Raw genomic sequence first — 13,993 nt, 5'->3', positions numbered from 1 at the left:
GCCATGTACACACATGGATTTACATCGCCGGCTGCGCGATATAATGTACATCCAACGTACATCCGGATGCGGGAGATCGACATGCATACCACCAGGGTATTTCGGAACGGCAACTCGCAGGCCGTGCGGATTCCCGCGGACCTTGCTTATGAACGCAGCGATATGGAACTCGAAATCGAGCGGGTGGGCGACGAAATCCGTATTCGGCCTACTCGGCGACCTTTGACTCGCGTACTCGAGAAGTTCGCGAAATTCGGGCCGGATTTCATGGCCGAAGGGCGGGGCGATCAGGAACAGGCTGATCGCGAGGGCTTGTGATGCCGCGTTACATGCTCGACACCAACATGTGCATCTATCTGATGAAAAATCAGCCGGAGCAGGTCGCGAGGCGTTTTGCGCGGTGCTACACCGGAGATGTCGTGATGTCGGCGATTACCTATGCCGAACTCGAGTACGGTGTCGCAGTGTGCATGAATCCTGTCCGCGAGCGTCGCAATCTTGCTGCGCTGATCGAGGATATCCCCGCTGCCCCGTTCGACGTGGCGGCCGCGCAAGCGTACGGCCCGGTCCGGGAAGCGACGCGTGAGCGGAAGAAGGATCATCTCGACAAACTGATCGCCGCTCATGCGGTATCGCTCGATGTCGTCCTGGTGACCAACAACGAGCGGGATTTTGCGAGTTACCCGGGATTGCGGGTCGAGAACTGGCTGAACGATTGATGCGTGCCCGCAGGCGCCCGGCGGTCATGCGAGACGTCGAAGCGTCCCGCATGACCGCCCGATCCGGCATCAGCACTCGACGATATTGACCGCGAGCCCGCCGCGCGACGTTTCCTTGTACTTCGTCTTCATGTCGGCACCCGTCTCGCGCATCGTCTTGATCACAGAGTCGAGCGACACATAGTGCGAGCCGTCGCCGCGCAGCGCCATGCGCGCCGCGTTGACCGCCTTCACCGATGCCATCGCGTTGCGCTCGATGCACGGGATCTGCACCATCCCGCCGACCGGGTCGCAGGTGAGGCCGAGGTTGTGTTCCATCCCGATTTCGGCCGCGTTCTCGACCTGCTGCGGCGTGCCGCCGAGCACGGCCGCGAGCGCGCCGGCGGCCATCGAGCATGCGACGCCCACTTCGCCCTGGCAGCCGACTTCCGCACCCGAGATCGACGCGTTCAGCTTGTAAAGAATGCCGATCGCGGCGGCCGTCAGCAGGAAGTCGATCACGCCCTGTTCGTTCGCACCGGGTGTGAAGCGCGTGTAGTAGTGCAGCACGGCCGGGATGATGCCGGCCGCACCGTTGGTCGGCGCGGTAACGACCCGGCCGCCGGCCGCGTTTTCCTCGTTGACCGCGATCGCGTACAGGTTGATCCAGTCGATCATCGACAGCGGATCCTGCAGCGCGCGCTCCGGGCTGCCCGTCAGCGTGCGGTACAGCTGCGGCGCGCGGCGCTTGACCTGGAACGGGCCGGGCAGGTTGCCGTCGGCCTCTGGGTTGCCGATCCCGCAGCCGCGCGACACGCACGACTGCATCACGGCCCAGATCTTCAGCAGGCCGTCGCGCGTCTCTTCCTCGGTGTGCCACGCGCGCTCGTTTTCCCACATCAGCTGCGCGATCGACTTGCCGGTCGATTCGGTCAGCGCGAGCAGCTCGTTGCCGGTGCGGAACGGGTGCGTCATCTGCTCGGCCGCGCTCAGCACCTTCGTGTTCGGTGCGCCGGCGGTCACGACGAAGCCGCCGCCGACCGACAGGTAGGTACGCTCGACCAGCACGTTGCCGTCCGCGTCGGACGCGCGCAGCTTCATGCCGTTCGGATGCTCGGGCAGCGCCTGGCGGTAGAACGCGATGTTCTCCTTCAGCACGAACGGCACCGGATGCGTGCCGAGCAGCGCGAGCTGCTTCGATTTGCGGACGTCTTCCAGCCGCGCGTCGATCGTGTCGGGATCGACGGTGTCGGGCGCGTCGCCGAGCAGGCCGAGCATCACGCCGCGGTCGGTGCCGTGGCCCTTGCCGGTTGCACCGAGCGAGCCGTACAGCTCGACCTTCACGTGCGCCGTGGCGTCGAGTTGCCCGTCGCGCTCGAGGCCCTGGACGAACATCAGCGCCGCGCGCATTGGTCCGACCGTATGCGAACTGGACGGACCGATACCGATCTTGAAGAGGTCAAAGACGCTGACTGCCATGTTGATTCCTGCCTTGCTTTAAGAATAATGCTAGCGCGCCTGCAATGGCAGGCACGCGGCGAGCCATGCGGGCGGCGTTGGGGAAAGCTGTTGCGCGACGCGGGCATAGCGCCCGTCGAGCCGCGCGGCCAGATGAAAGAGTTCGGTGGCGTTTTTCGGGTCCCACTGCCCCGTGTAGCCCGGCAGGCCGGCCTCGCGGCGCTTCGCGTCGAACGGCACCGGCGAATTCACGAATTCCTCGTGCGTCTTCTCGCCGAGCGCGTACGGCACGAGCCAGTCGAGCGCGACCGCGAGCGTCGCGCCGTTCGCGCCCCGTTCGCGCAGCCAGTTGCGGTTGAAGCGGCGCGCGGCGAGCGCGGCCGTCACCAGCGGCTGCAGGTCGTAGACCGCGTAGTGCAGCGCATCGCGTTCCTCGAAATCCCAGGTCTTGCCGTCCGGGCCGATGTTGTCGGCGAGATGCTCGACGAACAGCCGCTGCGCGGCGTTCATCATCTTGCGATCACCGAGCGTGAACGCGGACAGCGCGATCAGCTTGATCCGGTGGCTCTGCCAGTTGTTGCGCCAGGTGCCGGTGAGCGGGCGCTTCTGCGCGTCGATCTGCGCGACATAGCCGGCGCCGAGCTTCGCGATGAACGCGGCTGTCGCGTTGCGGGTCTTCACCGGCAGTGCGCTCGCGGTCATGTCGTACGCGACGATCAGGCTGTCGAAACGCGTTTCGTCAATCGGGTTGAAGCTCGGCTGGTAGGTCGCGACCCACGCGGACAGGAACCGGTCGACGAGCTGTAGGTAGCGCGGCGCGTTCGTCACGCGCCACGCGAGCGCCGCGTCGCGCATCAGGTCGAGATCCTTCAGCGCGGCGGCGCTTTGGTCGTAGATGCCTTCGTGCGGCAGCGTGCCCTCGGTGTGCACCCGAGCCATCGCCTTCGGCTGTTCGCCGATGCGTGCGTCGACGCTGCGGATCAGCGCCTGGACACCCGGCTCGGCCTGGGTCGTCTCGCTCGCCTGCAGTGCCGGCGCCGCGCAGAAATTCATCGCCGCGCGCGCGCTGCCGGCCGCGCCGAGGCCAGCAGCGGCGAATGACAGCGACGCGACGAGCATCGGCACGAAGCGGCGCGCACGCGGCCGCCTTTGCATTGCACCATGGCCCGGAAACATCGGACGCACCATGCGGAACTCCTTCATTGGCTGGATCGCGTGTGATGTTAGCCGGATTGGCGGGCGAACGTGAACCGGTTCGAGCGGCGAACAAAAAAACCGCACGCAACTCCGGGTTGCGTGCGGTGCGGTCACCATCGGGCGGCTCCTGGCCTGGCGTGCGTTATGCGTATTCCGACATCGGCACGCACGAGCAGAACAGGTTGCGGTCGCCGTAGACGTTGTCCGCGCGGCCGACCGGCGGCCAGTACTTGTTCGTGCCGAGCGACGCGACCGGGTACGCAGCCTGCTCGCGCGAGTACGCGTGCGGCCATTCGTTCGCGGTGACGACGGCCGCCGTGTGCGGGGCGTGACGCAGCGGGTTGTCCTCGCGGTCGGCGCGGCCTTCCTCGACGGCACGGATTTCGTCGCGGATCGCGATCATCGCGGCGATGAAGCGGTCGAGTTCTTCCTGCGATTCCGATTCGGTCGGCTCGACCATCAGCGTGCCCGGCACCGGGAAGCTCATCGTCGGCGCATGGAAGCCGTAGTCCATCAGGCGCTTCGCGACGTCGTCGACGGTGATGCCGCTCGATTCCTTGATCGGACGCAGGTCGAGAATGCACTCGTGCGCAACCAGCCCGCCCGGGCCCGAATACAGCACCGGGTAGTGCGGCGCGAGGCGCTTCGCGATGTAGTTCGCGTTGAGGATCGCGGTTTCCGTCGCGGCGGTCAGATTCTTCGCACCCATCATCGCGATGTACATCCACGAGATCGGCAGGATCGACGCCGAGCCGTACGGCGCGGCCGATACCGCGCCGATGCCGTCTTCTTCGCGCGTGTAGCCGGTCGAACGCTGGTTCGGCAGGAACTTCGCGAGGTGCGCGCCGACTGCAACCGGGCCGACGCCCGGGCCGCCACCGCCGTGCGGGATGCAGAAAGTCTTGTGCAGGTTCAGGTGCGACACGTCGCCGCCGAACTGGCCCGGCGCGGTCAGGCCGACCATCGCGTTCATGTTCGCGCCGTCGACGTACACCTGGCCGCCGTGCGCATGGACGATCTCGCAAATCTCGCGGACGTTCTGCTCGAACACGCCGTGCGTCGACGGATACGTGATCATGATCGCTGCGAGGTCCTTCGCGTGCTCGTCGGCCTTCGCCTTCAGGTCGGCGATGTCGACGTTGCCCTGCGCGTCGCATGCGACGACCACGACCTTCATGCCGGCCATGTGCGCGGATGCCGGGTTCGTGCCGTGCGCCGATGCCGGGATCAGGCACACGTCGCGGTGGGCTTCGCCGCGCGATGCGTGGTAGGCGTGGATGATCAGCAGGCCCGCGTACTCGCCCTGCGAGCCCGCGTTCGGCTGCAGCGACACGGCCGCGTAGCCGGTGGCCGCGACGAGCATCTGCTCGAGCTGGTCGATCATCTCGCGGTAGCCGACGGTCTGGTCGGCCGGTGCGAACGGGTGGATGCCGCCGAATTCGGGCCACGTGACGGGCAGCATTTCCGACGTCGCGTTCAGCTTCATCGTGCACGAGCCGAGCGGGATCATCGAGCGGTCGAGCGCGAGATCCTTGTCCGACAGGCTGCGCAGGTAGCGCAGCATTTCGGTTTCGGAGTGGTGGCGGTTGAACACGTGGTGCGTCAGGTACGCGCTCGTGCGCTCGAGGCCGGCCGGCAGCGCGGCGACGCCGGCGAGGCCCGCGTCCAGCGCGTCGACGGCCGGTGCGGTGCCGCCCGCGGCTTGCGCGAACACGGCGAGCAGATCGGCGAGGTCGTCGCGCGTCGTGGTTTCGTCGACCGACACGCCGACTTGCGTGTCGCTCACGCGGCGCAGGTTGATGCGCTTCGCCTTCGCGAATTCGTGAACCTGCGCGGTGCGCGCGCCGGTGTCGATCGTCAGCGTGTCGAAGAACGTGTCGTTGACGGTCGCGAAGCCGAGCTGCTTCACGCCGGCGGCGAGCAGCGCCGCGATGCGGTTCACGCGCAGCGCGATCGTCTTCAGGCCGTGCGGGCCGTGGTAGACCGCGTACATGCTGGCCATGATCGCGAGCAGCGCCTGCGCGGTACACACGTTCGACGTCGCCTTCTCGCGGCGGATGTGCTGTTCGCGCGTCTGCAGCGCGAGGCGCAGCGCGGGCTTGCCCTGCGCGTCGACCGTCACGCCGACGAGGCGGCCCGGCATCTGGCGCTTGAATTCGTCACGCACCGCGAGATACGCGGCGTGCGGGCCGCCGAAGCCCATCGGCACGCCGAAGCGCTGCGTGTTGCCGATCGCGACGTCCGCGCCCCAGTCGCCGGGCGGCGTGAGCACGGTCAGCGCGAGCAGGTCGGCCGCGACGACCACGTGGCCGCCGGCCGCGTGGATCGCTTCGGTGAGCGCGCGGTAGTCGCGCACGTCGCCGTTCACGCCCGGGTACTGGAGCAGCACGCCGAATGCATTCGCTTGGGCAGCGTCGGCGGCCGGACCGGTCTTGACCTCGATGCCGACCGGCAGCGCGCGCGTGCGGATCACTTCGAGCGTTTGCGGCAGCACGTCGTCGGCGACGTAGAACACGTTCGACGTCGGCTTGCCGGTGCGCTGCAGCAGCGTCATCGCTTCGGCGGCGGCGGTGGCTTCATCGAGCAGCGACGCGTTCGAGATCGCGAGGCCGGTGAGGTCGGCGACCATCTGCTGGAAGTTCAGGAGCGCCTCGAGGCGACCCTGGGAAATTTCAGGCTGGTACGGCGTGTAAGCCGTGTACCACGCCGGGTTTTCGAGCACGTTGCGCAGGATGACGGCCGGCGTGTGCGTGTCGTGGTAACCCTGACCGATATACGAGCGGAACACCTGGTTCTTGTCTGCGAGCGCACGCAGTGCGGCGAGGGCTTCGGCCTCGCTCTTCGGCTGCGCGAACGGGCCGAGCGGCAGCGTTTCGGCGCGGCGGATCGAGGCCGGGATCACGGCGTCGATCAGGGCGGCGCGCGACGCGAAGCCGAGCGTGTCGAGCATGGCCTGCTGGCTGGCGGCGTCGGGGCCGATATGGCGTTCGGCGAACGCATCGTGCGTTTCGAGCGCGGCGAGCGAGAGGGGCGTGCGGTTCATCAGGCGGTCCGGGTGTTCGAGCTTCATGGCGTTCCTTGGTCGGCCCAGGCTAGCGCGTCAGCGCCGACTCGGGCCCCATGCTTTGCGGTCGACCCGAGCGGCGCCTTGACGCCGGCCCGGGTTCCGCGCGGGGCAGGGCGGCTGACCCGTCCCGCGCGATTCAGGGAGGGTTAGTCGATCAGCTTGCTGTAGGCGGCAGCGTCGAGCAGGTTGTCGGTCGATGCGCCGGCTGCGAGCTTGATCTTGAACAGCCATGCGTCATACGCATCGCCATTCACGTCTTCCGGGGCGTCGGCCACGTCCGTGTTGATCGCGACCACTTCGCCGGTCACGGGCGAGTAGATGTCCGACGCGGCTTTCACCGATTCGACGACGCCGATCGCGTCGCCTGCCTTCACTTGCGAGCCGACTTTCGGCAGCTCGAGGAACACGATGTCGCCAAGCGTGTTCTGCGCGTGATCGGTGATGCCGATCGACAGCGTGCCGTCTGCTTCGGTGCGGATCCACTCGTGTTCGTCGGTGTACTTCAGATCGGCCGGGACGTTGCTCATCGGATGCTCCTGATAAAAGGGTTTGTTCGTTTTGCTGGCGCGCCGCCGGGGCGCGCCGGGTGTGGTGTTGCGCCGGGCGCCATCTCCCGGCTTCCCGGGAGGCGGGCCTCCCGGCCGTTACGCAGCGAGGACCTTGCCGTTGCGCACGAACGGCAGTTTTACCACGCGCGCGGGAAGATTCTTGTCTCGAATTTGCACCTGGACCAGGTCGCCGATCTGGACGGCCGCCGGCACGCGCGCGAACGCGATCGATTCCTGCATCGACGGCGAGAACGTGCCGCTCGTGATCTCGCCTTCGCCGTGCGGCGTGACGACCTTCTGGTGCGCGCGCAGCACGCCGCCCGCCTTGCCGTTTTCCTTCTGCAGGATCAGGCCGACGAACGCGGCGCGGGTGCCGTTGGCTTCCAGTGCGGCGCGGCCGACGAAGTCGCGCGGCGCGGTGAGGTCGACCGTCCACGCGAGGCCCGCGTCGAGCGGCGACACGGTGTCGTCCATGTCCTGGCCGTACAGGTTCATGCCGGCTTCGAGGCGCAGCGTGTCGCGCGCGCCGAGCCCGCACGGACGCACGCCGTTTTGCTGCAGTGCGTTCCACAGCGCTTCGACGTGCACGGCCGGGACGATCACTTCGAAACCGTCTTCACCGGTGTAGCCGGTGCGTGCGACGGTGAGATCGCCGAACGGCGTGCCGGCGACTTGCGCGGCGTTGAACGGCTTCAGCTCGCTGGTGGCGGCGCGTGCGGCGGGCACCGTCGTCCAGGCCTTTTCGCGGGCGTTCGGGCCTTGAACGGCGACGATCGCGAAATCGCGGCGCGGTGCGATCGTGACGCCGAAGCCGCCTTGCTCGTTCAGCTGGTTGAACCACGCGATGTCTTTCTCGGCCGTGCCGGCGTTGACGACGACGCGGAAGAATTCTTCGGTGAAGTAGTAGACGATCAGGTCGTCGATGACGCCGCCCTGCGGATTGAGCAGGCACGAGTAGAGTGCCTTGCCGGGCGTCTTGAGCTTGCCGACGTTGTTCGCGATCGCATGCTCGAAGAACGCGCGCACGCGGCTGCCGGTGAAATCGACGACGCACATGTGCGACACGTCGAACATGCCGGCGTCGGTGCGCACGGCTTCATGTTCTTCGATTTGCGAGCCGTAGTTGACGGGCATGTCCCAGCCGCCGAAGTCGACCATGCGGGCATTGAGCGCGCGGTGCGCGGCGTTGAGCGGGGTGTGATTCAGTGCAGTCATCGAGGCCTCAGGCAAGGCGCTTGCGCGCGGATCAGAACGGCCATGTGCCGACCACCGAGGCCGACGGCCTGCGAGCGATCCGGTACATGCCCCTCTGTCCTCGATACCTGAGAGATTGCGCTGCCGGCCTGGCCTGGCGAACGCGCGCCCCTTCGGTGGGCAGCTTGCCCGCGCAGCCGATGCGCTGCGGGCTACTGCCGCTCTCCAGAGTGCGGGGAGAGTGTGGCCCGCGCAATGCGCGGACGGGATTCCCCGACGCGGTCGGTCCTTTTGCCTGAGAGTTTGCGGGTGTGCCCCTTCGGCGGTGCAACCGGGTTGAAACAGCCCGGTTACACGCTCTCCCGACGCGTGCGGGCGACTGTACGCGAGCGGGTGGACCTTGTCAATTTGAGCAAAAGAATGTCGCTTCGCGACAAGCGGCGGCAGCCGGTGCCACCGCTTTTTTCCGCACCGGCGGGCACCGGCGCGTTACTCGCCGATCGCGCGCGCGGCCGTGTCGAGTTCCTGGTTCAGCACGCGCTGCTCGTCGCCGGACAGGCCGCCGCTGTGCTGCGCGGATATGTCGTTCGATTCCTGGCGGATCACGTCGAGACGATGGTGAAGCTGCGCGCCGTACGGCGGCGGGTAGTAGCCGCCGTTCACGCGCGCATCGATACGGCGGTGCAGGTTGTCGATCCGGCCCTGGATCTGCTGCATCCGCTCGTTCGCGACGACCTGCGGATTCGGCCGCGGCGGGGGCGCCGGGCGGACCGGCTGCTGCGGCTGCACGATACAGGCCGCAAGCGAGGAAACCAGGACGCAGCACGCTGCCGCGCGAATCAACCGTTGCATCAACATTCTCCTGACGGATTGGTGTCGGATCGACTTTTTTGAGAAACGCGTCAGACCGGTCGGACGCTGACTTTCGTTCCCCCGGCATTTGTAACCGAATGTTCGGGGTGATCCAAGTGCACGTGCGCCGGCCGGCCGCTGCCGGCCGGTGCGCGGCGTCAGATCGTGCGGCGCACGAACGGCAGCCGGCGGCCGTCGTGCTCGCTCTGCGCGGCGAGCTCAATGATCGTCATCACGTCGACGGCGTCCTGCGGGGTGACGGGGAACGGCGCGCCGTCGCGGATCGACGCGGCGAGCGCACGGTAGAACTCCGCATACTGGCCGTCGAGCGTCGGCACCGGGCGCTCGACCTCGACGTCGCCGTCGAGCACGCGCAGCAGGCCGGGCGGGTTGCCGCCGCCGAATTCGACGTCGTCCGCGGTGAGGCCGGCCTTGAGCTGGTCCTCCTGCGTGTCGAGCCCGAACTTCTGGTAGCTGCCGCGCGTGCCGTGCAGCGTGAAGCGCGCCGGTTCGATCGCCGACAGCGCGCTCGCATGCAGCGCGACGTCCTTGTCCGGATAGCCGAGCTGCAGATGCACGAAATCGGGCGCCGTGCCGTTGTCGCGGCGCGTCTTGACGGTCGCGCCGACCGTTTCCGGCAGGCCGAACAGCGCGAGCGCCTGGTCGATCAGGTGCGGGCCGAGGTCGAGCAGCAGGCCGCCGCCGCGAGCGGGCTCCTCGCGCCAGCGCGTGCGCGGCGTGGGCCGGAAGCGGTCGAAGTGCGACGCGAAGTAGGTGAGCCGGCCGAGCTCGCCCGATTCGACGATGCGGCGCACGGTGAGGAAATCGCCGTCCCAGCGGCGGTTGTGGAACGGCGCGAACAGCCGGCTGCGCGTGTTCGCGAGCCGCGCGAGCGCGAGCGCCTCGTCGGCGGTGAGCGTGACGGGCTTGTCGACGACCACGTGGCGGCCGGCTTCGAGCACCTGGCGCGCGAGCGCGAAGTGCGTGTCGTTCGGCGTGGCGATCACCACGCATTCGATGTCGTCGAGGCCGAGCAGCGTGTCGAGATCGGGGACGACGCGCGCGCCCGGATACGCCGCCTGCGCGCGATCGGGTTGCCCCGTCGCGATCGCGGCGACTTCCGTGCGGCCACTCGTGGCGATCACGGGCGCGTGGAACGTCGCGCCGGCGAAACCGAAACCCATCAATCCAATCCTGAGCAATGACGACATGGCAATCCCTGGCTGCGAACGAAACTAAAGGATGGCGCGCCGAGACGGCGCGAAGACGACCGGCTATTTTGGCACGGCGCCGCCGCTTGCACTGGCGCGTTTGGGCGAAACGCGCGGCGCGACGCGGCGCTTGCGCAAGGAACGCCGGCAATTTGCGCAGGCCCCCGCCTGCCGCACGCGCGGGGTTGCCCGCCGGCTCACGCGGTGAGCGGCCGGCGCCGGGGCGCTGCGCCGCGTCATGCGGCTGCCCGCTGCCGGACGGCGGCGGCGACCTGGGCAGCCCACGCGGCGCAGGCGGTTGCACCGGGGTGGAAGCCGTCGCTGGCCATCAGGTGGCGCTCGAGCGGCAGCGCGACGCGCAGGAACGTGCAGTGCGGCTGCGTGGCGGCCCAGCCGGCGAGCGCCGTGTTGAGCCGCTTCGCGCGCAACCCGAGATACCACGCGAGCGGCTGCGGCAGCGCCGGAAAGCGCTCCATCGGCGGCACCGCCGACAGGATCGCGTGCCCGACCCGGAAGCGCGCGGCGAGCAACCGGACGAGTTCGGCCTGCTGCGCCTGCCAGCGGGCCGGCGGCACGCCGCCCGTCACGTCGTTGACGCCGAGCGACGTGACGGCCACGTCGAACGGCTCGGCCGGCTCGGCGGCGAGCCAGTCGACGAGCTCCTGCGTGGTGAGGCCCGTGCGCGCGAGCAGCTTCCAGCTCACGCGATGGGTGGCCGCGAGCACGTTCGCCAGTTGCCCGGACAGCGCGTCGCGCTGCGTCGCGACGCCGACGCCCGCGGCGGCCGAATCGCCGACCACCAGCACGCGTAGCGGCGGGCCGTCGCCCGCCACGCCGTCCCGCGGGCCAGCCGCCTCGGGCAGCCGCGGCGTGACGCGGCGCACGTAGCGCCCCTGCGCGAACAGCAGCGGGCCGAGAGCGGCGGTGGCGAACGGGTATCCCATGATGTCGATCCGGTGGCGGTTCAGGTGGTTTATTCAGGTGGTTCAAGCGGGCCGGCGCGGGGCGCCGCCGGGTGGACATATTGTGGCCGATCGGTGCGCGAACGGGGCCGGATTGGCCGAACGGACAGGGGGCGGCCGCGGGATCTGCCCGCGCGGCCCCGTCCGGCGGCGCTCCAGAAAAGCACGCCGCCGACGTGTTAACATGCCCGTCCTGCCCGCGTGTCCGCCTGCTTCGCCAGCCTGCCGCGCACGGCATCCTCCCGGCGTTCCGCCGTCAACCGCAACACCATCCGCCATCATGTCCGCAGGCCTCAATCCCGCCCAGAACGAAGCGGTGCGCTACCTCGACGGTCCCTGTCTCGTGCTCGCCGGCGCGGGCAGCGGCAAGACCCGCGTGATCACGCAGAAGATCGCGCACCTGATCGAAGCCAAAGGCTTCGAGCCGCGCCACATCGCCGCCGTCACGTTCACGAACAAGGCGGCCGCCGAAATGCGCGAGCGCGTGTCGAAGCTGCTCGAGGGCAAGACGCTCACCACGCCCGGCAAGGAAGGCCGCAAGGTGCCCGTCAACCAGCTCACCGTCTGCACGTTCCACTCGCTGGGCGTGCAGATCCTGCGCCAGGAGGCCGAGCACGTCGGCCTGAAGCCGCAGTTCTCGATCATGGATTCGGACGATTGCTTCGGGATGATCCAGGAGCAGATCGGCACGACCGACAAGGGTCTGATCCGCAAGATCCAGAGCACCATCTCGCTGTGGAAGAACGGCCTGATCATGCCCGAGGAAGCGATGACGATCGCGGCCACCGAGGACGAGCACCAGGCCGCGCTGGTCTACCGCAACTACGTCGCGACGCTGCATGCGTACCAGGCGGTCGACTTCGACGACCTGATCCGCCTGCCCGCCGAGCTGTTCGCGAAGAACGAGCAGGTGCGCGACCGCTGGCAAAACAAGCTGCGCTACCTGCTGATCGACGAGTACCAGGACACCAACGCGTGCCAGTACGAGCTGCTGAAGCTGCTCGCGGGCCCGCGCGCCGCCTTCACCGCGGTGGGCGACGACGACCAGGCGATCTACGGCTGGCGCGGCGCGACGCTCGAGAACCTCGCGCAGCTCGGCAAGGATTTCCCGAAACTGCACCTGGTCAAGCTCGAGCAGAACTACCGGTCGACGGTGCGCATCCTGACCGCCGCGAACAACGTGATCGCGAACAACCCGAAGCTGTTCGAGAAGAAGCTGTGGTCCGAGCACGGGATGGGCGATTCGATCACCGTCACACCGTGCAACGACGAGGAGCATGAAGCCGAATCGGTCGTATTCCGGCTGTCCGCGCACAAGTTCGAGCGGCGCGCGCAGTTCCGCGACTACGCGATCCTGTATCGCGGCAACTTCCAGGCGCGGATCTTCGAGCAGGTGCTGCGGCGCGAGCGGATCCCGTACGTGCTGTCGGGCGGCCAGTCGTTCTTCGACAAGGCCGAGATCAAGGATCTGTGCGCGTACCTGCGGCTGATCGCGAACGCCGACGACGATCCCGCATTCATCCGCGCGGTCACCACACCGCGCCGCGGGATCGGCAACACGACGCTCGAGGCGCTCGGCTCGTTCGCGGGGCAGGCGAAGGTGTCGCTGTTCGAGGCCGTGTACATGGGCGGGATCGAGGCGCGGCTGTCCGCTCGGCAGGTCGAGCCGCTGCGGATGTTCTGCGACTTCATCCAGCGCCTGACCGAGCGCGCGGACAAGGATCCCGCGACCGCCGTGCTCGACGACATGATGGAGGCGATCCACTACGAGGCGTACCTGTACGACGCGTTCGACGAGCGGCAGGCGCAGTCGAAGTGGCAGAACGTGCTCGAATTCCTCGAATGGCTGAAGCGCAAGGGCACCAAGCCCGAGACGGAGGCCGTCGACGGCGAGGCGCAAGGTTTTCACAACGCGGACGGGCTTGCCGATACGGGCAAGAACCTGCTCGGCCTGATCCAGACCGTCGCGCTGATGTCGATGCTCGAGGGCAAGGACGAGGATCCGGACGCCGTGCGGCTGTCGACCGTCCATGCGTCGAAGGGGCTCGAGTATCCGCACGTGTTCCTGGTGGGGGTCGAGGAAGGCATCATGCCGCACCGCGGCGGCTCCGAGGACGACGGCCCGATCGACAACGAGCGGATCGAGGAGGAGCGCCGGCTGATGTACGTCGCGATCACGCGCGCGCAGCGCAGCCTGCATCTGAACTGGTGCAAGAAGCGCAAGCGGGCGCGCGAGACGGTCGTGTGCGAACCGTCGCGCTTCATCCCGGAGATGGGGCTCGACGAGGCGCCGCCGCCCACGCCGGAAGAGGCGCCGATGTCGCCGAAGGACCGGCTCGCGAGCCTGAAGGCATTGCTGCAGAAGTGACGCGCCGCCGCCGGGCGCGCGGTGTTCCGGCGATCCAGTGGTCCGCCGGCAAAACAAAACCCCCGCGATGCGTGTGCGTCGCGGGGGTTTTTTACTGACGGCCGGGTGGGCTTACTTCGCCGCGTTGACCATGTAGTCGACGGCGGCCTTCACGTCGGCGTCCGACGCGCTCGACCCACCCTTCGGCGGCATCGCGCCCTTGCCGTGCAGCGCGTAGTTGTAGACCGTATCCATCGAGTCCTTCAGGCGCGGCGCCCAGTCTTCCTTGCTGCCGAACTTCGGCGCGCCGAGCACGCCCGCCGCGTGGCAGGCCTGGCAGGTCGACGTGTACAGCGCCTTGCCGGCGTCGGCGCCGGCCGGGGCAGCAGCGGCTGCGGGCGCTTCTCCGGCCTTCGGGATCGCGGCGATCGCGGCCTGCGCGGCGGCGATCTGCGCGCT

The 13,993-nt window shown here is 68.1% G+C and carries 12 protein-coding genes and 2 riboswitches; of the genes, 3 read left to right on the top strand and 9 right to left on the bottom strand.

Annotation, left to right across the window (positions count from 1 at the left end; translation table 11 throughout):
* Positions 1 to 81: 81 nt before the first annotated feature.
* Entirely contained in the window at positions 82 to 318 is a 237-nt protein-coding gene (locus BDO18943_RS17900; protein ID WP_175023440.1) for an antitoxin, read from the top strand.
* Positions 318 to 719, top strand: coding sequence for a type II toxin-antitoxin system VapC family toxin (locus BDO18943_RS17895; RefSeq protein WP_175023439.1), 402 nt, complete (start codon positions 318 to 320; stop codon positions 717 to 719). The genes BDO18943_RS17900 and BDO18943_RS17895 overlap by 1 nt, the downstream gene beginning before the upstream one ends.
* Positions 720 to 788: 69 nt before the next feature.
* Here the strand turns inward: BDO18943_RS17895 and BDO18943_RS17890 are convergent, their stop codons facing one another.
* The 8 genes from BDO18943_RS17890 to BDO18943_RS17855 form a co-directional block, all read right to left on the bottom strand.
* Positions 789 to 2,177 (bottom strand): L-serine ammonia-lyase, encoded by a 1,389-nt coding sequence (locus tag BDO18943_RS17890; RefSeq protein ID WP_089449682.1) that lies wholly within the window; start codon positions 2,175 to 2,177, stop codon positions 789 to 791.
* Between the two features lie 30 nt (positions 2,178 to 2,207).
* Positions 2,208 to 3,344, bottom strand: coding sequence for an alginate lyase family protein (locus tag BDO18943_RS17885; RefSeq protein ID WP_089449683.1), 1,137 nt, complete (start codon positions 3,342 to 3,344; stop codon positions 2,208 to 2,210).
* Positions 3,345 to 3,495: 151 nt separating this feature from the next.
* Positions 3,496 to 6,423, bottom strand: a complete 2,928-nt coding sequence (gene gcvP / locus BDO18943_RS17880; RefSeq protein WP_089449684.1) for an aminomethyl-transferring glycine dehydrogenase — start codon at positions 6,421 to 6,423, stop codon at positions 3,496 to 3,498.
* A gap of 143 nt (positions 6,424 to 6,566) precedes the next feature.
* The gene (gene gcvH / locus BDO18943_RS17875) at positions 6,567 to 6,947 is read right to left on the bottom strand and encodes a glycine cleavage system protein GcvH (protein ID WP_043184996.1); all 381 of its coding nucleotides are present in this window, start codon (positions 6,945 to 6,947) and stop codon (positions 6,567 to 6,569) included.
* A gap of 117 nt (positions 6,948 to 7,064) precedes the next feature.
* Entirely contained in the window at positions 7,065 to 8,183 is a 1,119-nt protein-coding gene (gcvT, locus tag BDO18943_RS17870) for a glycine cleavage system aminomethyltransferase GcvT (RefSeq protein ID WP_175023438.1), read from the bottom strand.
* An 84-nt stretch (positions 8,184 to 8,267) separates the two neighbouring features.
* Positions 8,268 to 8,401, bottom strand: a riboswitch (glycine riboswitch).
* 34 nt (positions 8,402 to 8,435) lie between these two features.
* Positions 8,436 to 8,537: riboswitch (glycine riboswitch) on the bottom strand.
* 114 nt (positions 8,538 to 8,651) lie between these two features.
* Positions 8,652 to 9,014, bottom strand: coding sequence for a hypothetical protein (locus BDO18943_RS17865; RefSeq protein ID WP_175023437.1), 363 nt, complete (start codon positions 9,012 to 9,014; stop codon positions 8,652 to 8,654).
* A 158-nt stretch (positions 9,015 to 9,172) separates the two neighbouring features.
* On the bottom strand, positions 9,173 to 10,225 hold the full coding sequence (locus BDO18943_RS17860; protein WP_175023436.1) for an oxidoreductase: 1,053 nt from the start codon (positions 10,223 to 10,225) through the stop codon (positions 9,173 to 9,175).
* A 236-nt stretch (positions 10,226 to 10,461) separates the two neighbouring features.
* On the bottom strand, positions 10,462 to 11,169 hold the full coding sequence (locus tag BDO18943_RS17855) for an SGNH/GDSL hydrolase family protein (protein ID WP_175023435.1): 708 nt from the start codon (positions 11,167 to 11,169) through the stop codon (positions 10,462 to 10,464).
* A 298-nt stretch (positions 11,170 to 11,467) separates the two neighbouring features.
* Between BDO18943_RS17855 and BDO18943_RS17850 the strand changes: the two genes are divergently transcribed.
* Positions 11,468 to 13,555 carry a UvrD-helicase domain-containing protein gene (locus tag BDO18943_RS17850; RefSeq protein WP_175023434.1) on the top strand — a complete coding sequence of 696 codons (2,088 nt, stop codon included), beginning with the start codon at positions 11,468 to 11,470 and terminating at the stop codon, positions 13,553 to 13,555.
* Between the two features lie 111 nt (positions 13,556 to 13,666).
* Here BDO18943_RS17850 and BDO18943_RS17845 read toward each other — a convergent pair.
* A partial coding sequence (locus BDO18943_RS17845) for a c-type cytochrome (RefSeq protein ID WP_175023433.1) occupies positions 13,667 to 13,993 on the bottom strand: 327 nt, incomplete at its 5' end.

It is taken from the genome of Burkholderia aenigmatica, assembly GCF_902499175.1.
In the GTDB taxonomy this organism is placed as follows: domain Bacteria; phylum Pseudomonadota; class Gammaproteobacteria; order Burkholderiales; family Burkholderiaceae; genus Burkholderia; species Burkholderia aenigmatica.
The sequence above is the reverse complement of the archived record's forward strand: the minus strand, read 5'-3'. Positions and strand labels throughout refer to the sequence as shown.